At 35.1% G+C, this 20,998-nt stretch carries 21 protein-coding genes; 17 read left to right on the forward strand and 4 right to left on the reverse strand.

Going from position 1 to position 20,998, the window contains the following annotated elements:
- Nucleotides 1–11: 11 nt before the first annotated feature.
- Nucleotides 12–1,373, reverse strand: a complete 1,362-nt coding sequence (locus BK580_RS10955; protein WP_078380358.1) for an MATE family efflux transporter — start codon at nucleotides 1,371–1,373, stop codon at nucleotides 12–14.
- Nucleotides 1,374–2,028: 655 nt separating this feature from the next.
- On the opposite strand from BK580_RS10955, the gene BK580_RS10960 reads away from it, so the two are divergent.
- The 9 genes from BK580_RS10960 to BK580_RS11000 all read left to right on the forward strand — a co-directional run bounded on the left by BK580_RS10960 (nucleotide 2,029) and on the right by BK580_RS11000 (nucleotide 12,364).
- Complete coding sequence (locus tag BK580_RS10960) at nucleotides 2,029–2,811, forward strand: TerC family protein (RefSeq protein WP_078380359.1); 783 nt, start codon at nucleotides 2,029–2,031, stop codon at nucleotides 2,809–2,811.
- A 257-nt stretch (nucleotides 2,812–3,068) separates the two neighbouring features.
- The gene (locus BK580_RS10965; RefSeq protein WP_078380360.1) at nucleotides 3,069–3,941 is read left to right on the forward strand and encodes an AAA family ATPase; all 873 of its coding nucleotides are present in this window, start codon (nucleotides 3,069–3,071) and stop codon (nucleotides 3,939–3,941) included.
- A gap of 10 nt (nucleotides 3,942–3,951) precedes the next feature.
- A complete protein-coding gene (locus tag BK580_RS10970; protein ID WP_078380361.1) occupies nucleotides 3,952–5,874 on the forward strand; it encodes a vWA domain-containing protein in 1,923 nt (640 codons plus the stop codon).
- 76 nt (nucleotides 5,875–5,950) lie between these two features.
- Entirely contained in the window at nucleotides 5,951–6,580 is a 630-nt protein-coding gene (locus tag BK580_RS10975; protein WP_169864937.1) for a phosphatase PAP2 family protein, read from the forward strand.
- A gap of 179 nt (nucleotides 6,581–6,759) precedes the next feature.
- Nucleotides 6,760–7,269, forward strand: a complete 510-nt coding sequence (locus BK580_RS10980) for a YusW family protein (protein ID WP_078380363.1) — start codon at nucleotides 6,760–6,762, stop codon at nucleotides 7,267–7,269.
- 329 nt (nucleotides 7,270–7,598) lie between these two features.
- Nucleotides 7,599–8,804 (forward strand): MFS transporter, encoded by a 1,206-nt coding sequence (locus BK580_RS10985; RefSeq protein ID WP_078382738.1) that lies wholly within the window; start codon nucleotides 7,599–7,601, stop codon nucleotides 8,802–8,804.
- A 101-nt stretch (nucleotides 8,805–8,905) separates the two neighbouring features.
- The gene (locus tag BK580_RS10990) at nucleotides 8,906–10,321 is read left to right on the forward strand and encodes an NAD-dependent succinate-semialdehyde dehydrogenase (RefSeq protein WP_078380364.1); all 1,416 of its coding nucleotides are present in this window, start codon (nucleotides 8,906–8,908) and stop codon (nucleotides 10,319–10,321) included.
- 203 nt (nucleotides 10,322–10,524) lie between these two features.
- Entirely contained in the window at nucleotides 10,525–11,145 is a 621-nt protein-coding gene (locus tag BK580_RS10995; protein ID WP_078380365.1) for a 5-bromo-4-chloroindolyl phosphate hydrolysis family protein, read from the forward strand.
- Between the two features lie 16 nt (nucleotides 11,146–11,161).
- Nucleotides 11,162–12,364, forward strand: a complete 1,203-nt coding sequence (locus BK580_RS11000; protein ID WP_078380366.1) for a toxic anion resistance protein — start codon at nucleotides 11,162–11,164, stop codon at nucleotides 12,362–12,364.
- Nucleotides 12,365–12,593: 229 nt separating this feature from the next.
- Here BK580_RS11000 and BK580_RS11005 read toward each other — a convergent pair whose 3' ends face one another.
- A complete protein-coding gene (locus tag BK580_RS11005) occupies nucleotides 12,594–13,136 on the reverse strand; it encodes a YhcN/YlaJ family sporulation lipoprotein (protein ID WP_078380367.1) in 543 nt (180 codons plus the stop codon).
- 127 nt (nucleotides 13,137–13,263) lie between these two features.
- On the opposite strand from BK580_RS11005, the gene BK580_RS11010 reads away from it, so the two are divergent.
- Complete coding sequence (locus BK580_RS11010; protein WP_078380368.1) at nucleotides 13,264–14,154, forward strand: alpha/beta fold hydrolase; 891 nt, start codon at nucleotides 13,264–13,266, stop codon at nucleotides 14,152–14,154.
- Between the two features lie 48 nt (nucleotides 14,155–14,202).
- Entirely contained in the window at nucleotides 14,203–14,394 is a 192-nt protein-coding gene (locus BK580_RS11015) for a DUF2187 family protein (protein ID WP_078380369.1), read from the forward strand.
- Nucleotides 14,395–14,729: 335 nt separating this feature from the next.
- Here BK580_RS11015 and BK580_RS11020 read toward each other — a convergent pair whose 3' ends face one another.
- Nucleotides 14,730–15,317, reverse strand: coding sequence for a cell wall hydrolase (locus BK580_RS11020; protein ID WP_169864940.1), 588 nt, complete (start codon nucleotides 15,315–15,317; stop codon nucleotides 14,730–14,732).
- Nucleotides 15,318–15,526: 209 nt separating this feature from the next.
- Here BK580_RS11020 and BK580_RS11025 point away from each other — a divergent pair, with 209 nt between their 5' ends.
- From BK580_RS11025 to BK580_RS11040, 4 genes are all read left to right on the forward strand, one after another.
- Nucleotides 15,527–15,988 carry a hypothetical protein gene (locus BK580_RS11025; RefSeq protein WP_078380370.1) on the forward strand — a complete coding sequence of 154 codons (462 nt, stop codon included), beginning with the start codon at nucleotides 15,527–15,529 and terminating at the stop codon, nucleotides 15,986–15,988.
- Between the two features lie 272 nt (nucleotides 15,989–16,260).
- Complete coding sequence (locus BK580_RS11030) at nucleotides 16,261–16,812, forward strand: sigma-70 family RNA polymerase sigma factor (protein ID WP_078380371.1); 552 nt, start codon at nucleotides 16,261–16,263, stop codon at nucleotides 16,810–16,812.
- Nucleotides 16,812–17,240: a helix-turn-helix transcriptional regulator gene (locus tag BK580_RS11035; RefSeq protein ID WP_078380372.1), complete on the forward strand. Its 429-nt coding sequence runs from the start codon at nucleotides 16,812–16,814 to the stop codon at nucleotides 17,238–17,240. Before BK580_RS11030 ends, BK580_RS11035 begins: the two co-directional genes overlap by 1 nt.
- The gene (locus BK580_RS11040; protein ID WP_169864943.1) at nucleotides 17,240–18,547 is read left to right on the forward strand and encodes an FtsW/RodA/SpoVE family cell cycle protein; all 1,308 of its coding nucleotides are present in this window, start codon (nucleotides 17,240–17,242) and stop codon (nucleotides 18,545–18,547) included. Before BK580_RS11035 ends, BK580_RS11040 begins: the two co-directional genes overlap by 1 nt.
- A gap of 138 nt (nucleotides 18,548–18,685) precedes the next feature.
- On the opposite strand, the gene BK580_RS11045 is transcribed toward BK580_RS11040, so the two are convergent.
- Nucleotides 18,686–19,384, reverse strand: a complete 699-nt coding sequence (locus tag BK580_RS11045; protein ID WP_078380374.1) for a class I SAM-dependent methyltransferase — start codon at nucleotides 19,382–19,384, stop codon at nucleotides 18,686–18,688.
- A gap of 197 nt (nucleotides 19,385–19,581) precedes the next feature.
- Here BK580_RS11045 and BK580_RS11050 point away from each other — a divergent pair, with 197 nt between their 5' ends.
- Nucleotides 19,582–19,785: a DUF6501 family protein gene (locus tag BK580_RS11050; RefSeq protein ID WP_078380375.1), complete on the forward strand. Its 204-nt coding sequence runs from the start codon at nucleotides 19,582–19,584 to the stop codon at nucleotides 19,783–19,785.
- Between the two features lie 127 nt (nucleotides 19,786–19,912).
- Entirely contained in the window at nucleotides 19,913–20,998 is a 1,086-nt protein-coding gene (locus BK580_RS11055) for a PQQ-dependent sugar dehydrogenase (protein ID WP_078380376.1), read from the forward strand.

The following is a 20,998-nucleotide window of genomic DNA, read 5'->3' on the forward strand; positions in this document are numbered from 1 at the left end:
ATGTCTCAGTTCTAATCAACCTGCGTTCGAGATTGAAAGTTTTTTTGAATTTTTACCAAGCGCCACGTTAAACCAACTGCCCCTGCTGCAAGTCCACAAATTAGCCCAATCCAGTACCCAAACGCACCAAAAATAGTATAGTTGGCAAGTAGATAACCTATAGGCAAACCGATAAACCAATAGGACACCAAAGCTAGTATAAATGTAACATTTACATCTTTATATCCTCTTAATGCTCCTTGAATTGGAGCTGCAATTGCATCTGAGAGTTGGAAAAATATCGCATAAAGTAAGAATGCCGTAGACAAAGTTATAACATCTGGATCATTTGTATAAAGAGTTGCTACTTCTGATCGATAAAAAAATAAGAAAATAGCACAAATAGATGATAAAGCAACTGCAGCGATCACCCCAATAATCGTATATTGCTTTGCATCTTTCGTCCTATTTGCCCCAATTTCGAACCCAATTAATATAGTTAACGCCATGGAAATACTTAATGGAATCATATAAAGAAGGGAAGCAAAATTTAGAGCTACTTGATGAGAGGCAATCGTTATCGTGTCAAAGGAGCTCATCAGTAGAGTTACAGCAGAAAATATGCTTGTTTCAAAAAATATCGATAACCCAATTGGCACACCGATTAGTAATATTTCCTTCCATTTAGAAAATGAAATAGGATAAAGCGTTTTGAAAAGCGGGAACGCAGTAAATGGATTTTTCTTAAGTACGATATATAATGAAATAATCGCAATAATCCAGTAGGTGATAGCAGATGCTATTCCAGCACCAATGCCACCAAAAGCAGGGAACCCAAATTTACCAAAAATAAGAACATAATTTAAAATTATGTTTATAGGTAGAGAAGATAAAGTAATAAACATGGAAACTCTTGTGTGGCCTAAAGCATCAATAAAACATCGGAGTACGGTGTAACAGAATAAAGGGACGACTCCAAATCCTAGAGCAACTAAATAATACTTTGCTATATAGCGTACCTCTGACTCTAAACTCATTCCATTTAGAATTGGATTCAAACCTATTGCTCCTATTAGAAGAACAAGCAAACTCATCGCTATTGCCACGTATATTCCCTGAGTGATGGAAAATGGAACACTTTCTGTCTTTTTTGCTCCAACTAAATGAGCGACGATTGGTGTAATGGACAATAGGATACCACTTAAACCAGTATATATGGGTACCCAAAGTCCTGCACCAATAGCAACACCAGCTAAATCACTTGGCCCAACATTACCGGTCATCATAATATCGAATAAAGTCATAGAAAATAGACCAAGCTGAGTTATGAGGATTGGAAAAACTATACTAATAAATAATTTGATACGTTCAGAATGAGAATATACTTGTTTCATCTACTCGCCACAGTCCTTTGAGTTAATTATAATCTAGTGATTATATCATAATCGTTTTATTTAGGGAGTAGAAATAATCGTCGGGAATTTAATTCATAAAAATTTGAATATTGATAATATTTTTGCAAGGTCTTTCTTTTGTTTAGGCTCAGTTTAAGTAAAGTTTTGATTTATAGGTATCTAGCTGTTGATTGGAGCACGAGGCGAAGACTCCTGCGGGAGGTAGCGTTTTGTGGAGACCCCACAGGCAAAGCCGAGGAGGCTCCACAAGCGCCCTCTGGATAAGCGAAGCCTCGTGCGGAAATCAATAGCGGTATTTAACATAGTCATTGTTTAAGAAATAATAAAAAGTCGGGAAATGGGCGATAATTAAACTTTATTGAAAAACACTTGACACGCTACTAGTAAGCTACTAGAATAAGACTATATTAAAATTATATACTTACGAGCCCATCAAAGGGGAGTAGCTATGAAAACAATATTGCCGTCATTACGTGTCTGCTTGACAGCCACCGGCTTTATTGGCAACTTTTTCGTTGTTAGCAAGACCTTTGCCTAAACTAAAAACAGTTTAAGGTAAAGGTCTTTTTATGTTTGTCTAAAAAGCCTTTACCGTGTTTCTTAGGTAGAGGCTTTTGTAGTAGGAGGAGAAAAAATGGAACTTCAATTATTATTGGAATATGGCTGGGTACTGCTTGTCCTTATCGCACTTGAAGGTATTCTTGCAGCAGACAATGCGTTAGTACTAGCTATCATGGTAAAACACTTACCGGAAGAAGAAAGAAAACGTGCGTTATTCTATGGACTTGCTGGAGCATTAGTATTTAGACTAGGGTCATTATTTGTTATTTCATTTCTTGTTACTATATGGCAGGTTCAAGCTCTTGGTGCAGCATACTTACTCTTTATCGCTATCAATCATATTTGGCGACGATTTGTTGTTTCTAGAGCAGAGCATGCAGCTGCGGTTGAGAAACCAGAAAAAAAATCTGGTTTCTGGATGACAGTTTTAAAAGTAGAAATTGCCGATATTGCCTTTGCAGTCGATTCGATTTTAGCTGCTTTTGCTTTAGCATTAACATTGCCGGAAACGAACCTTCCTCAAATTGGTGGAATTGATGGTGGACAGTTCATTATCATTTTCCTTGGTGGATTTGTTGGAGTTGTGATTATGAGATTTGCTGCAACATTATTCGTTAAGCTTTTAAAAGAACGACCAAGCTTGGAAACTGCAGCATTTTTGATTGTTGGTTGGGTTGGAATTAAATTATTATTGTTCACATTAGCTCACGAAAGCGTAGGAATCTTGCCACATCATTTCCCACACTCTCCATTGTTTAAAGCATTATTCTGGATTGTCTTAATAGGAATAGCAGTGGGAGCTTGGATTATTTCTGGTAAGAAAAAAGTAGTCAAAGAAGTAGACAGTATTAAATAAGTGAATATAACATAAATCTTTTTACTTTAAGACTTTCATAAATATTGCTATAATAAATTAAGCTGTTGACAACTATTTGTCAGCAGCTTTTTTCAAGTTTATAGGGCTTTTTATACTAATGGTTTTTGTTATAGCTAATGATAAAAATACAAACATAAAATATCCGGAAAATGATGTATGAAAACTAATCCTGATAAAAAACTTGTGAAATAATAGTGGTGTGAATATCTCGATATATAGAAAAGGAGTCTATTACTTTGTTTAATATAAAAAATCTACCCACAGAAATTCAAGAAGTAATAAATCAAAATACAGCTAGCAAGGAGCATTCTAGTTTGATTGGGAATGCGGGTTATACGTCCTCTGACGATAGCATAATCTTTGACGCAATCATTGCGTTATCACTAGGTAAAAATGTGTTATTAAAAGGTCCAACAGGTTCTGGAAAGACGAAGCTTGCAGAAACACTTTCTTCGGTTTTTCAAAAGCCCATGCATAGTATAAATTGTTCCGTGGATTTAGATGCAGAGGCTTTATTAGGCTTTAAAACGATTCAACATATCAATGACCAAGCATCCATTGAATTCGTTGCAGGTCCTGTTATACAAGCAATGAAAGAAGGACATCTGCTTTACATTGATGAAGTGAATATGGCGAAGCCTGAGACACTTCCTATCTTAAACGGTGTATTAGATTACCGAAAAACAATCACGAATCCATTTACAGGTGAGGTTGTATCTGCTAAAAAGGAATTTGGTGTGATTGCAGCGATTAATGAAGGCTATGTGGGAACGGTTCCACTGAATGAAGCGCTGAAAAATCGATTCGTTGTGATAGATGTTCCATATATTCAAGGAGATGTATTACATCAAGTTCTTAAAGAGCAATCAAAACTAAAAGATGAGAAATTGTTAAATAAATTTGTAACGTTATCTGCTGATCTCATTGCCCTCGTGAAGAATGGTCAGCTATCAGAGGAAGCTGCTTCAGTCCGTGCACTTCTCGATACTTGTGATTTAAGCATATATCTACCCCCACTTAGAGCGATTAAACGTGGAATTGTAGAAAAATTAGAAGATGAACGTGAAAAAGCAGCAATTATGAATGTTGCACAAACTTTGTTCGAGTGAGGGATTCGTTTTGAAACCTATTGTCTTTAACGATAAAAAAATTGATTCTTTTTTGTTCATGGAACTTGCCGATTTAGCAGTATCTTTGGCGAAAAAGGATCTACTAGAAGTGGAGTATGCATTTAAGTCTTACTATGATCCTTTTGATAAGAAACTTTTTATCAGCTTATTTTGGGATAATCACCCCTATACAGAAAAAGTGAATGGCTTAAAAAGTGACGTTTACTTACGAAGTGTGGGAACTATCCATCATACGGATTTTTCTTGCATCTCTACTTTTATTAGAAGTGAAAAAAATAAAAAAATACCTAGTTTTGGCAGACAACTTTTTATGCTGTTAGAGGATCTGCGATTAGAAGAAATTTGTAAACGTGAAAGACCTGGTACTACGAAAACTTTTTTATCAAGAAGACAGGAGTATCGAAAATACTTTAGAAGTCAATTAAAGGTAAATCTTGAGCGGAATATTACGACTGATGCTTTCTATAATTTACTCTACTTATTGCTTACGACAGATAATCCATTGGAGGATATTCCAATTGTAAGTGAAGAAACTAATTTAGCTCTTCCTTTTATTCGTGCGGAAGCATCTAAGTGCTACGAAGCAACGTCTACTAAAGACATAGAGAAAATTTGCCGAAACATCCTAGAAGTCTTTGAAGAGCTTGTTGAAAGAGATATGTTAAATATGTATTTCTTACTCCCGGATTTCGCTGAAAAAGAAGAATTGCAAGATGGGCTTACTTTTGATGAGATGAAAAGAAAGAGTGAGTTAAAAAATAATGATAAAAAAGAAGTGGAAGAAAAAGATGATACTGATATTCATGAAGAAAAACTTCCGACTTGGCATCGAGAAACAGAATCTGCTACAAAAAGCTTTTTACAGTTTGATTTAGAACAAGGAACGAAAATGGATCTAATGGGACAAGGTGGAAGAGAGGGAGAAGATGGCGATCAAGCAATGGGCTTTGTACAGGGATCGAGTAAACAAACGAATAAAAATGACTACTCAAAACTGGAAGCTTTGGAGATGCTTGATCATGCAGTAAAGGAAGGTGGTTCAACCACTGAATTCGGTAAGGAAAATAAGTATGCTTATCCTATTTTTCTTTCACCAATTTCAATTACTCCAGAACAGAAAAGAGAATACGAAGAATACAAATTGTTCGTATCTTCTTTTCAGAAAAAACTAAAGCAATTAATTCAAAAAACATTAGAACATAAAAAGATTTTACCTCGTAATGATTTAGCTTTTGGACGATTAAGTAAAAAATTATTACCTTGGTTCATAGAAAATAACCCGAAGATGTTCTATAAAAAAGATAATCCATCGATCGAAATTGATGCTGTTTTTTCGTTACTAGTCGATTGCTCTGCTTCCATGTTTGATAAGATGGAACAAACAAAGTATGGGATTACATTATTTCATGAAGCACTTAAATCGGTATTTGTTCCACATGAAGTAGTTGGATTTTGGGAAGATACGAATGACGCGACTGCTACTAGCCAACCAAATTATTTGAAAACGGTCATTGATTTTTCATCAAGTCTTCGTCTTACTACTGGTCCAGAGATTCTTCAGTTAGAACCTGAGGAAGACAATCGAGACGGCTATGCCATACGACATATGACAAAGCGGTTATTGAATAGAAGTGAAAAACAGAAGTTTTTATTAGTTTTTTCTGATGGTGAGCCTGCTGCTATGCAATATGAGCAAAATGGGATTATCGATACTCATCAGGCTGTCATGGATGCGCGAAAAAGTGGCATTGAAGTCATTAATGTATTTCTTGCTAATGGGGAAATTGAAGAAAGTCAAGTAAAGACCATTCAAAACATGTATGGAAAGTATAGTATTCTTGTCCCTAATATAGATGAACTTTCTGAGGTTTTATTTCCACTCTTGAAAAAATTACTATTAAAAAGTTTATAAATGAATGGAAAAGCTAACCCTAATTATAACTGCTAGGGTTAGTTTTTTTATTGGTATAAGGAGTTGTTGCAGTACAATGAATGCTCGAGCACTACATTTCTTTAGATGTAGTATCTTTTTAAGCTTATTACTTTTAGTACTGGGATATATAGTAAGCATGGATGGAATGGAAGTACTGGACACAAAAATTGGAGAAGCTTTCTATCAACTGGGTGGGATAGATCGTTTCTTTATTTTTCTTTCTTTCCTTGGTTCACGTAAGTTTTTCTATCCGGCATTAGGACTTTTTTCGCTATTTCTTATTTATAAGAAGTACTTTCGTTCGCTAATAATCGTATGGGCAAATTTAATTGGAGTGAGCTTACTTAATCATTTCTTAAAGAGTATGTATACAAGAGAAAGGCCAAGTCTTGATCATCTTGTAGATGTGAACTATTATAGCTTTCCAAGTGGACACTCTATGAACTCATTTGCATTTTATGGAATGATAGCTTTTTTGCTAATTTCTATGGTGCATGTAAAAAAGATAAAAATAGCCATAATTCTATCCACAGCCACTTTTATCATTTTAATCGGTTTAAGTCGAATTTATTTAGGAGTCCACTTCCCACTAGATGTCCTTGCTGGATTTGTAGCAGGATCAGCTTGGTTATCGTTCATTATTGGAGTATGGATAAAATTCGCAGCTAGCTCAGATGCATGTTGATTGTTTTTACATTAGCAATTTTGGGTAAATACTCTACCATCTGGTTAAAATAATTAATAACTAGGCACTGTTAAAGGTCAGTGTTGATTTTTTGAACCTAGCTGTTGATTGAAGCCTTGTGCGGAAATCAACAGCGATGTTTGATAGAGCCAATAACTAACAAGTAGGAGGATCAAGAGATGAAAAAAATACTTTCAGCTAAATCAATGATTACCGTAATGAATTTACTACTAACTGCAGTACTAGTTACCGCTTGTGGTACAGATAACAATAATTTATCTGCGCCTCCTGAGAATACACCTAATCAGGAAGAAAATTTCACCCCAGAAGATAACGGAGCTAATAATCCAGAGGAAAACCAAGGGGTACAAACAGGGCATTCGTTCAAGAAGTTTGATTTAGAAGTAAAGTATCGAGATAATGTGAAATATGAAGCAGATTTTGAAGCTGAAGGCAATGGAGAAGCGGAAATTGAAGATGATATTACAAATAAAAAACTAAAAGGAGATGAAGCATATCAGGAACTATCTCCAAAATTAGAACAACTGAAGTTTGATCCTAATTCAGAGGATCAAGAGGTTTTAACGCAAGTGTTAGAGGTTTTTGGCCTACAAGATGATTTTACAGAATTTGAATTAGAAGTAACATTTGCGGATGGAACGAGAAAAGAATATAAATTAGTTCAATAATAAGTGAAGGATCTAAACTTAAGAAATACTATGAGATGTAATGGAACAATGAAATATATTATCTCTTTTGGCACAGGAAAAAGAGCTTGGTGGATCACCAAGCTCTTTAATATTTTATTCCATTTTTCGATAATAACAAAGTTACTATTTTAATCCTTAAACGACACTGAAATCTCTCTTCAATATAAATTACTGTCAGGGGAGAATCTCTTTAATTGTCTGTTCGGATTGATTTACTGTGGGATAAATTTAAAAGAAACTTCGAGTGGCGAAAAGTCTTTAAGCGTGGTATGATTTTACTTATCAAAAGTAGAACGGAGCTCGCAACCATGTGGAGAAATAGAAACGTATGGATCATATTACTCGGTGAATTTATTGCAGGGATTGGCCTCTGGACAGGAATTATCGGAAATCTTGAGTTTATGCAAGCGCAAGTTCCATCTGACTTTGCAAAGGCTCTTATCTTATTTATTGGACTACTCGCTGGAGTTTTAGTAGGACCTTATGCTGGAAAGATAATTGATTTATACAGTAAGAAGAAGGTAATGATTTATTCGGGCTTTGTTCGAATGTTCAGTGTATGTTTTATGTTTTTAGCTATAGAATATCAATCTATTATTTTTATGATTTTATTTATGATCACTATCCAACTTTCAGCCGCGTTTTACTTCCCTGCATTACAATCGTCCATTCCATTGATTGTGGCAGATAAGGATTTATTACAAATGAACGGTGTACACATGAATGTGTCCACTATCTCAAGGATTGCTGGTACTGCCCTTGCTGGAGCAATGTTAATTATCATGAGTTTATCCTCTCTTTATTTAGCATCCATGGTTGCCTATGGAATATTGTTCATGTTAACATTCCTTCTTAATTTTGATGAAGGACCAGAGGCAAAGGATAGAAAAAATGGTGCCAAAGGTTCGGGCAGTTTTAAAGAGGTATTACCTGTATTAAAAGAAACGCCAATCGCCTTAACAGTTTTAATCTTAACGATTGTACCAATGCTCTTTATTGGTGGATTTAACTTAATGGTTATTAATATTAGTGAACTTCAAGATGATCAAACGATCAAAAGTTTAATTTATACAGTGGAAGGTATTTGTTTTATGATAGGAGCTTTCGCTGTGAAAAAGCTGTCTAATGATAATAATATGGTTCAGCTAATGTTTATTTTTGCTGGTTTGATAGCTGTCGCGCACTTAACATTGTTTTTTGCTGATATGAAAATTATGTCACTAGTATCGTTTGGTATTTTTGGTTTAGCAGTAGGATGCTTTTTCCCGATTGCTTCAACGATTTTTCAAACGAAAATTCCAAGAGAATATCATGGTCGCTTCTTTTCGTTCCGTAATATGCTTGACAGGGTAATGTTCCAAGTCGTCCTTCTAGGTACAGGACTATTCCTTGATACCATTGGTTTACAGATGATGGCGATTATCTTCGGTTTATTATCTTTAACTTTAATAGTTATGTATGCACTCAAGCTCTTTAGACAACCTATCCGAGTTGTTAAACAGGAAACACCTTAGCGAAAGGTGTTTTTTTGTGCGGAAAAAAGGGAAAGTACAAAACTAAGTGAATATATAAAGTAAGATAAAAGTATAGTGTGATACAAGGAGGAGGAAACATAATGGAAAAGTATTCGATGTACATAAACGGTGAGTGGGTTCAGACGGAAAAGACAATAGAAGTAACCAATCCAGCTACCGAAGAGGTTATCGGCACGGTGCCAAGTATTTCAAAGGAACAGTTAGAACAGGCTATTGAACATGCTTCTGATGCATTTGAATCTTGGAGAGAAACCTCTGTGTATGAACGAGCAGCGCTAATGGAAAAATGGTTTAATTTGTTAGACGAAAATAAGAAAATCATCGCAGAAACATTAACAAAAGAACAAGGGAAACCGTTCAAGGAAGCATTAGGAGAAGTAATGTATGCTAATAGCTTCATAGAGTGGTATAAAGAAGAAGGAAAACGGATTTATGGCGAGACCATGCCTACATCGCAAGAAAACAAACGAATTCTTATTCAAAAACAACCGGTTGGTGTCGTTGCAGCCATTACCCCTTGGAATTTTCCAGCAGCAATGATCACTAGAAAAGTAGCCCCTGCATTAGCAGCAGGTTGCACGGTAATTGTAAAGCCTGCTGGTCAGACGCCTTTAACAGCACTTTTACTTGCAAAGTATGCGCACGAGGCTGGAATCCCAAAAGGGGTACTTCAAGTAATTACTGGTAAATCAAGCGATATTGGAGAAACATTAATGAATAGCTCGAAGGTAAAGAAGCTGACATTTACAGGTTCTACCGAAGTGGGAAAAACATTGATGAAGCTGGCTTCCAAAACAGTGAAAAACCTCTCTTTAGAATTAGGTGGACATGCGCCATTTATCGTTTTTGAAGATGCAAATTTAGAAAAAGCTGTCCATGGACTTATTCAATCCAAGTTTCGAAATGCAGGGCAGACGTGTATATGTGCAAATAGAATTTATGTACACGACACCATCGCAGAAGAATTTACAAGCCTTTTTGTAAAAGAAGTATCTAAGTTGAAGGTTGGGAATGGCTTAGACAGAGGCACAAATATCGGCCCACTAATTGATCAAGATGCATTAGATAAAGTTCAAGAGCATATAAAAGACGCAAGAGACAAAGGAGCAGTCGTTTCTTACGGCGGAGATGTGATAGAGAAGACTCTAATGCAACCGACTGTTCTTTCAATGGTGACTGATGACATGATATGTATGCAAGAAGAAACTTTCGGTCCATTAGCTCCAATCACTACCTTCAAAGAGGAGAAAGAAGTTTTAAAGAGAGCGAACCATTCACCATATGGATTAGCTGCATACGTCTATACAGAGAATATCGGAAGAGTTTATCGAGTGACAGAAGGACTAGATTATGGAATTATCGGTGTAAATGATGGTGCTCCTTCATCAGCTCAGGCTCCGTTTGGTGGTTTAAAAGAAAGCGGAATTGGTCGAGAAGGAGGACATCAAGGATTAGAAGAGTATCTTGAGGTAAAATATGTATCTATTGGAATCTAAAACTATGTAGATTGTGTTAAATTATAACGGATTGCCTAGCCTTAAGTGTACGTCGCTGAGAGGTTGGGCATTTTTTTATCTTCCAAAATCATATATAATGAAGATAGTAGTTAAATGAAACTTTTTATAAATTAATTCGTATTAGTAATATAAGTGTATTAAACATAAGGAAAGGCCTAAAGTAAGAGGTGAGGAGTGAGAAGATGAAACGATTTTTAAAGCAAGCATTTATATTTATTGCTTCTTCCAATATAGCGATACTGACATTTGTTATTGTTTTTTTTACCACAACCAATCAAGTTCATTTTGGGGTGCTTGGTTCCATTGTGGGATTTTTGATAAGTTATTGGCTATTAAAAAGGAAATTGTTACCCAATGACGAATTAGACAAGATAGAACGAAAAGAAAAGAAGTATGCGCTCACACAAATTAAAGAAGCAAAAGAAAAAGTGAAAAAAATTAATAGTACAAGGTTTAAAGTGAGATCAATCTTTGTCTACCAAAACATTACAAAACTTTATAAAATATCGAACAAAGTAATTAAAATCGTCGAAAAAGAACCAATTCGATATCGAAGTGCCCAAACCTTTTTCCAACAGCATTTAGATTCTTCTGCAATCATAACTGAAAAATATGTGCAATTACTCTCACAGCCAGTTAGAACGCATGAGGTATCAACTGCATTGAGAGATACGGAAAGAGCTCTAAAACAATTAGAACGTAATATGGAGAAGGAATTATTAGTAGTTCTTTCTGGTGATATGAATAATTTAAATACGGAAATAAAACTTTTGAATCAACATCTAACAATCGATAAGAAGTAGCATATGAGGTGAAATAATGGATAACAATGAAAAACTTAAAGAAAAAGTAAAACAAGATACGTTAAATGACTTATTAACTAATCCATTTTCAACACCAACAATGGAAAATGAACTAGTAGCTCAAGAAGAAGAGCAGCCAGTACCTAAGCAAGAAAAGGTAATGGATTCTCTATCAGAAGATATGAAAACTAGAGCGAGAGAGATAGCTAAACAAATCGATCCCAATGATCAGCATGCTATTTCTTCTTATGGCATCACAGCGCAAAACGAACTTTCCAATTTCTCTAATTCCATTCTTTCACACGTTCAAGCAAAGGATGCGGGACCTGTGGGAGAAGTGGTTTCAGATTTAATGAGAAAAATAAAAGAAGTGAAGCCGGGAGAACTGGAACCTCAAAAGAAAAGCTTCTTTGGTAGATTATTTGGATCTGTGAACAATTCTGTAAGCCAAATGTTCACAAAATACCGTAAAATAGGATTTGAAATTGATAAAATCGCTGACCAGCTCGAAAGCTTTAAAAAGGTCTTACAACGCGACAATATTATGTTGGAATCATTGTATGAGAAAAATAAAGATTATTTTCAAGCATTAAATGTATACATCGCAGCAGCGGAGCACAAATTGGAAGAGATTCAACATACTTTAGTTCCCGCGTTAGAAACAAAAGCAAGGGCGACTAACAACCAAATGGATGTTCAAGCTGTAAGTGATATGATGCAATTTGCTGATCGTCTTCAGAAAAGAACACATGATCTTAAAATAAGTCGCCAGATTACATTGCAAATGGCGCCACAGATTCGGATGATTCAGCATACAAACCAGACACTTGTAGAAAGAATACAGTCATCCATCTTAACAGCCATTCCATTGTGGAAAAACCAGTTAGTAATTGCTGTTTCCCTTTATAATCAACAAAAAGCTGTAGCTACTCAAAAGAATGTCTCAGAAACGACCAATGAATTATTGCTTCGTAATTCTGAAATGCTTAAACAAAATACGATTTCTGCTGCAAAAGAAAATGAGCGCGGACTAGTAGATATAGAAACCCTCAAGAAAACGCAGGAGAATTTAATTGAAACATTAGAAGAAACCTTACAAATTCAACAAGAGGGACGACAAAAACGTCAGCAAGTAGAACAAGAACTTGTACTTATGGAAAACGAGCTCAAAAATAAGTTATTAGACGTACGATCGAAAGCCCAAAAGAATACAAAATGATAAAAAAAGGCTTACATAAGTGAAATTCACTGTGTAAGCCTTTTTACCTTGCTTACTAAAATCGGCTCAATCCGCCGAGAACTCAACCAAAACCACCTACGCAAAGCGAGTTCCTAGTATGGAAATCAGCAGGGTGTTTTAAAAGCGTCCACCGTATTTTCAGGGTAACCAGCGCTAAAATAGAAACAAGAGAGCGGCTGATAGAAACCGGCTCTCTTGTTGATTTTAATTATCGATTAGTAGGGAAAATACGTTCAATTGTTTCTGTGAATTCATCAAAAAAACCACCAATAGGTCTTCCCTCACGTAAGTCATTAGCATATCCGTCCATACGGTCGACAAATTCAGGGTTAACAGACACATAAACATTTCGTATATTAGAATCTGTTGCTTTAACTTGGTCTGCTATTTTACGCTCTACTTCTCTTGTTACTTCATCTTGATTCCCATTTTCTAACACCGCAGCAACATAAGCATTTCGATTCGTGACAACAACATTACATGACCTAACTTCGTTTAAGTCAGTAATTTTATCTGCGGCACGATCTGCAATAGCTAATCTTGGTTCATTTCTGTCATTAACTCTTCGGGGGTTAACGGTATTATTTCGGACATTACGTGTCCCTGTAAATCGATCACCTTGCTCATAGTTTACATTAAGTGAATCATTTGGGGCATCTCGTCCTGCAGTATCATATTCATTAACGTTTCCACAACCAGTTGCTAGCATGGTGAAAGCAAGACCGGTCACAACTAATCCTTTGACGTTCATAAATTTCACCTCTTTCCTAAATTGTTACTGTTATAATCCTCCAAAGAACATTAAATTATTCAAAATGTTCATCACAACTGAAAATAGGTTAAACTAAATAATAGCAAGCTTAGTAAAGGATGAAATTATGAAGAAAACAAATGGGAATCATTTACTTTACGAAGAAGACGCCTATCTAAATCTTTATGATTTAAAAGCTTTGAATTCTATTTACCGAAGTGAATTTTTACCTTGTGCATCTGGAGAGGTTTTTACACAAAGTTTTATTCCTGAAAATAAAGAGGGAATCGTTATATTAATTCATGGCTATTTAGACCATTCTGGTTCACTTGCACCAATAATTCATTTTCTTGTAGACAATTCCTTTGGTGTGATAACTTTTGATTTGCCAGGGCATGGCTATTCATATGGAGCAAGAGGGGATATTAATCATTTTCAAGAATATATCCAAGTACTACATGATGTAGTGTTACATTCTAAATCTGATTTTAAAAAAGAAGTTCCATTTTTTGCAATTGGACATAGTACAGGTTGTTCGGTTTTAACTGATTATATTGTGAAGTATCCTTCAACTTTTCAAAAAACTATACTAGTTGCTCCCCTTGTTAAACCATACCTATGGTCTTTTTCTCAGTTAGGGGTTAAACTGTTAGGGAAGAGAGTAAAGTCTATCAAAAGGAAATTTAGAAAAAACGCTTCAAACAAAGTTTATTTAGACTTTGTGAAAAAAGATCCGCTACAATTTTCTGATTTACCAATTAATTGGTTAGTGTCTTTATCTAGATGGCAAGACACCGTTCTTCAATATCCAATACAGGTCGAACCATTGTACTTGATTCAAGGTAATAAGGATAAAACAGTTGATTGGGATTTTAATATTTCTTTTCTACTTCAAAAATTTCCAAACAGTAAGGCAATATTGATTGACGGGGGGAATCATCAACTTTTTAATGAGAAGCAGTCGATTCAATTAATTACATTTGAATACATAAAAAGTATTTTGCTTTCGATTGATTAAGGGTAATAATAAAAAGGTACATAAACTTAAATATGAGGTGGAATAGTGATGGAAGAAACAAAAGCTAATGGTATTCAAATAGGGGATACGATCCAAATCAAAACTGGCACGAATAAAGGAACTAAAGGTAAAGTTATTGTAATAAGAGAGAGTTCTGTTATTGTCGAAATTGGTAAAAATCCAAGCACCGGCGAACCAATTCGGACAGTAATCAATCATAAAAACTATAAAACGGTATAAAAAAGATGAGGCTGGGACATTAATTAAATCCCCTTTTAAAGTACACTTTTGATTTTTAGAGTACCTAGGTGTTGATTGGAGCACAAGGCGAAGACTCCTGCGGGAGATAGTGTTTGGTGGAGACCCCCGCAGGCAAAGCCGAGGAGGCTCCACCAACGCCCTCTGGATAAGCGAAGCCTAGTGCGGAAATCAACAGCGGTGTTTAACAGAGCCAAACTAAAAAAATCCGAACTAATGCAAAACTCTACTTAGAATTTCGCATAATAGTTCGGATTTTTCTTTAACAAATATTCTTTTGTCCCAGCCTCTTCTTTTTTTAAAATATAATTCTTTGATTATTGTGCGAACACATGATTGCCAATTGTTTTCGTTACGGGTCTAGTACGAATCCACTGGTCATTCGTTTTATCAGGATTGAAGAAATATAAAGAATTCTTTCCTTCGCCATGGAAAGCAATCGCTTCCTCTACAGCTTTCATTGCTTCTTCATCTGCCTCTTTATTAATTTCTCCATTTTGGACTGGTGAGAATTGGTAGACACCACCTGGAGTCGTTTCATAAATAACTTCTTTAATAGAGTCAGGGAAATGCTCGCTATCTACGCGATTTAATACTACAGTTGCTACCGCAACTTTTCCTGCATAGGGTTCACCTTTAGATTCAGCATGAACTAGCTGCGCAAGTACTTCTTTTTCTTCTTCCGAAACTGTTTTTGGAAGCTGCAATGATTCACCTGGGAAAATTAAATGATTCCCTTTATTGTTAATTTCCTGAACTTCTTTTGCAGATACACCATAAGTTTTTCCAATGTTATATAAGGTATCACCTGATTGTACTTTATATGACTCTGCTGCTTGTGCACTGAACCCAGTTCCTGTAAATAATGCAACAGCTAGAGTTGATATTGTAATAAGTTTTTTCATAATGTAAAAAACCTCCTTGTGTTGAATAATAGCAACTCTCGGACACTCTAGTTTAAATGGTAACAAGTATATGAGCCCATTTCATTGTATAAATGTTACCAACAAAACATATATATTGTAGATTTTAGCTTAATCTTACATAAAATTGGATGATTAGCGCCAAAATAATGATAAATAATGGGTAATTATAATAATATTGGAAAAGACGGGTGATTAATATCGTATATCAAGCCATATATTCGACTGCCTTTCATGGTTTTCTTATCTCTATTAGTATTATTCAAGGCATCAATCAACTTTCTGAGAATAGACTAATTGGATTCTGTTATCTTGCATTAGCTACTTTATCCTTCTTTGCTTTAACTATTCGACATAATATTAGGATTAAGGATAAGGAAATTCATTATTGGATGACTGTTTTGAGTTTAAAGCTTATTAACAAACGAGTTTCTGTATTGGAAGTACGAAAAATAGAATTTAAGCGTGTAAGTTGGTCTACTAAAGGAGCTTTTGTATTCTATGCAAATAAACGCTTTCCACTTAGACTAGTTAATTTCAAACCAGAGGAAATGTATGAGGACTTACATAAGTTTGCAAAGAATAACCATATTCCCGTTATAATGATGGAAGATTTTAAAGGCCAAAAAAGAGAAGTTACCGAAAACAGCTAATGTCTCATTACAGGAGACATTAGCTGTTTTTTTAGATTGCGGCAACCAACAAAAAGAAACCCTTTGAAAATCAACTACTTTCTTCTAAAAAATAGTATAATTTTCCTTATCCGAAGAAAAATGGTTCTGCTGAATTTTCAATAATGAGAGCCCGTGAGCGTGTATTTAACAAGCAATTTTGTTGGGAACATTGTTTAAAATTTACGTTGAATTATTTTTGAAACTAAATGCAAAATGACCTCGTCAAAGAATTAGAGAAAGGGGGTACAGGAATGTCAGATGTAGAAATGATCGATGATTTACCAATTCGAACGAAAAGTGATAAGCAATTGTTAAATGAAATTATGATTGATTATGGGCAGTCAATCCAACAACTTGTTTATACATATGTGAAGGACTATGCAATGGCGGAAGATTTAACTCAAGAAATTTTTCTTAAATGTTATAAGAAACTACATACTTTCAAGCAACAATCATCAATAAAAACGTGGGTGTATCGTATCGCGATGAATCACTGCAAAGATTATTTAAAGAGCTGGCATTATCGTTATTTTGTATTGGATGAGGAAAAAATTGACAATGCGGAATCTAATGAGAAAGACGTCGATCAGCTAGTAATAAAAAGATCAGAAGAACATAGGCTTGTTCAAGCTTTACTTCATTTACCTTTAATATATAGAGAAGTTGTATACCTGTATTACTATGAAGAATTAACAACGAAAGAGATAAGTCAAATGACAAAAGAAAATGAAAACACGATTAAAACAAGATTGAATCGAGCTAGACTTATGATAAAAAAAAGAATAGGTGAGGAGGACTTGTGATGAATGATCCACTCAAAGGCTTAAAGAAAGCAATGAATAAAACAGTTTTTCGTGATATGCGATTTTCCGAAAAACAACAAGAGAACATCTTAAATTCAGTTGGAGACGAGTTAGAAGCTAACATAGAGTTTCAGATATTGAAATCTCTTGAAGCAGAAGCAAAAGCGGGCTTTTCGATTTATAAATACTTGCAGCAACATGCTGGAAGAGAAGTGTTGAACGAACAAGAAGGAAAATTATATATTCTACTTCATCAATTAGAAAAAAGAAAACTCATACGATCAATGTGGTTAGACAATATAGACTTCCCAACTAAATTTTATGATTTAGAAAAAAAAGGTAAGGACTATATTAGAGTTTGTGAAAAAGAGATACAACAAAAAGTGAAAACGAACGTCAAACTTGAATGGAATGGAGGATTAAGCTGATGACTGAAAAAGCATCCCTTTCCATTAGCCAGTTTTTACAGCGAGTTAAATATCAAATTCGCTCGAAAGAAGCACAAATTTTTGTTGAACGTGAATTACAACATCACATAGAACAACGAAAAAGAGAATGTATTCTCGAAGGATATTCAGAGGAAGAAGCAGAGAGGGTAACGATAGAACAAATGGGAAACCCGACGATATTAGGGAAAGAGATGCACATAATCCATAAGCCAAAGATTGACTGGTTTTTAATCGGGGTATTTGCTCTATTAATAATACTAGGGACCGTACCTTTTTATTTTTTATCAGTCGAATTTAGCGAAATGTTTTTTAGTAAAAAAGTTGCTTTTAGTCTTATGGCCGTTGTTGTAGTTGTCATGTTTATGTTTTACGACTATAGAAAAATCAGCAACATATGGCACTGGTTATTTGGAATAGCATTGCTTTTATCTATACTCATACACTTTTCAAATCACACTATGAATGGAGTTAGCTACTTAAATGTTGGTTTCTTCTCCATAAATTCTTGGTTAGTAAGTGTTATATATGTAATAAGCTTTGTTGGAATGATATCAAAGCTTCATCGAGAAACAAAGAAATTATGGGTCTTTACGCTTGTGATGTTTTTGTTACCCAATTACTTTTTCTTCACTAATCCAACTCTTATTTTAACAGTTTTCTATTCTTTGACACTCCTAATAGTTATGGCATTTTCACCAATTGCAAAGGATCAGTTGAAACGGATGTTCTTAATCAAGGGAGTATTTTCAGTTAGCGCTCTTTTAGTTTTATGGATTAACATAAGGCCACATCAATATGAACGGTTGCTTGGGTTTATTGATCCGTCTTCTTATCCAACAACCTATGGCTATTTTCCAATACAATTAAATCTGATCTTAAACGAATCAAAGTTCTTCGGTAAAGTAACTTCTTCAGAGGTTATGAAGGTGCTTCCAACTCTAGATTTTGACCAGGATTTAATTTTCGTTTCACTTGTTGCACATTTAGGCTGGCTTTTCGGTATTATATTACTAGCCACTTTTGGACTATTTCTAATCAGGATTGTTTATATTAGCCATCAAACAAGTGATCCATTAGGCGTCATGCTAGTTTTAGCAAGTGTGAGCATAATAGGGCTTGCAGCAGTATGGAATATTATGATGGTATTTGGATTAATGCCACTTACTGGTACTCCCCTTCCTTTTATCAGCTATGGTGGTCAATTTCAGTTGATTTACGCTGGCTTGATTGGCTTGATTTTAAGTGTTTACCGCAGAAAAGACCTTGTCCAAATGCAGTCTATATAAAAGTGCATTGCTATAAGAAATTTTATCTTCCTTAATCGGTGCATCTCCATAATAAGAAATGCACCTGAAAGCTTTTCTGGACCGTCAAAACATATTGTAGCGTGAAAGTCCTATACCTATCTATTTTCAGCGTAGCCTTTAATAAGCAGTAATCAAACTTACTTCTATATAAGGCCTTGATGCTGCTGTTAAGTTTTCATGCTCCTCCATCATAGCAAAGTACTCATTCCCAATATCCAAAGAAGGATCTATGTCAGGTTCAGATGGGTCTATGTCTACAAGAGAAATAGTCTGGATCTGAACATGTTGAAATCCAGACTTCTCAACAGCTTCCATCCATTCTTGCTTCGACAGTATTTGTGGCAAACCATAAAATTTCTTCATATTTATTTCTAATAATAATGGCAAGGATTTCTTTTTAGTCATTTCTACAGCTACTAATTTTCCATTTGCTTTCAAAAGTCGGACTATCTCAGATAGTGACTTTTGGAGATTTGTAAAGGAAAGAACAGATTCTGCAATTACGAAATCAAATGATGAAGAGGCCAGGTTTGTTTCTTCTATATTCATTTGAAGGGCATGGTATTTTAACTGTTGTTCTTTAAATCTCTTATTCGCTTTCTCCACCATCAGTGGATGGTAATCAATTGCAGTTAACTTGGCATCACGTGCATGCAAATATGCTGAAGTTTGCCCAGTACCACACCCTACTTCTAATACATTCGCGTCTTTTAAGTCATAATTCGTTAAAATATCTTTGGTTAATTCTAGCCCACCTGGATGTGCTCCACCTATTCCAAATAAAGCGAGTAATTCTGTATACGCATACTCGTTCACTTACTAATCACCTCAACTAATAATATGATAAGAAGCTAAGTTATGTTCATTGAGATTCAGTAGGAAGGGGGTTACTCAAGAGCTTTTTCATTTATAGCGTTTAACGAGAATCCTGCGTTTTCTTAGCTACAATTGAACTAGCACAAAAAGCAAATATAAGATATGATAAAAGTGAATTCTAGTAGGAGGTGCCGAAATTGATACATGAAGTATGGAAAGATCGTCCAAGTATCAAAGTAGTAAAATGCGTACATACAAATGCGGAAAAATACTTAGTAAATAATATGTTAACAGCTGGAAAGAGTTATGAAGTGAAGAATGAAACAGAAGAGTTTTACTTCGTTGAAGATAACAGTGGACATATTGGTGGCTACTATAAAGATTACTTTGAAACAGTTTAGAAGCAAGGCGATTATTCGTCTTGCTTTTTTAAATACTTTAATCCCTGAATCATAAAAATGCCTTAAACTCAAAATAAATGGTTAAAATAAGTTAAATAGGGTATGGAGAAAAGAGAGGTGTGTGCAAATGAACAAAACACTATTTTTAGGGATAACGATGTTGAGTATTATAAGTACAGGATGTATGAATTTTAACCAAGAAAATAGTAATCAAAATCCACCAACTTCTGTGGAGACCAATACAAGTGAAGAATCAGTAGAAATAATAGCGAAAAATTTGGAAGTACCATGGGCAATTTCCAAGCATCAAGACACTTTCTTTATAACAGAAAGAAGTGGGTCCATAGCCAAAGTGGAAAATGGTACGATTCATAGAGAATTGGTATCCTTAACGAAACCACTTCTGCAACATGGAGAAGGGGGCTTATTAGGCTTCACTTTACATCCGGATTTTGATACAAACCAATTAGCATTTGTATACCACACATATGGAAGTACAGAAGAAGTGAAAAATCGTGTAGTATTAGTAAAATATAGCAATAAACAGTGGGTCGAAGAAAAACCACTTTTGGAAGATATAGAAGGTGCGGTTAATCATAATGGTGGCCGAATTATGATAGGTCCTGATAAGTTGCTATATGTAACTACAGGAGATGCTAATAAACCAGAAAGTGCTCAAGATAAATCTAATTTAACAGGTAGCATACTAAGAATGGAATTAGACGGCTCTATTCCAACTGATAATCCCCTCACTGATTCCTACATATATTCTTATGGACATCGTAATCCACAAGGTATGGCGTGGGATGTAGAAGGTGAAGTGATGTATGAATCTGAGCATGGACCTTCTGCAAGAGACGAAATCAATGTTATACAACCTGGCGAAAATTATGGTTGGCCATCCATTACTGGCGACGAACAGGAGGAAGGGATGTTAACTCCTCTATTTCATTCTGGCACAAATACATGGGCACCTTCAGGTATGGTATTTCATAAAGGAAAACTTTATGTGGCGAGCTTACGAGGGGAAATGATTCGTGGATTTGACCTTGATACGAAAGAGGAGTTTATCCTTTTAGATGGATTTGGAAGAATAAGAGATGTTTTGATCGATGGAGACGACTTATATGCAATAACAAATAATACCGATGGCAGAGGAAACCCATCTTCAACTGATGATCAGCTAGTGAAAATCCCATTAATAGGAGAGTAG

The organism is Sutcliffiella halmapala, from assembly GCF_002019665.1.
Lineage (GTDB): Bacteria > Bacillota > Bacilli > Bacillales > Bacillaceae_I > Sutcliffiella_A > Sutcliffiella_A halmapala.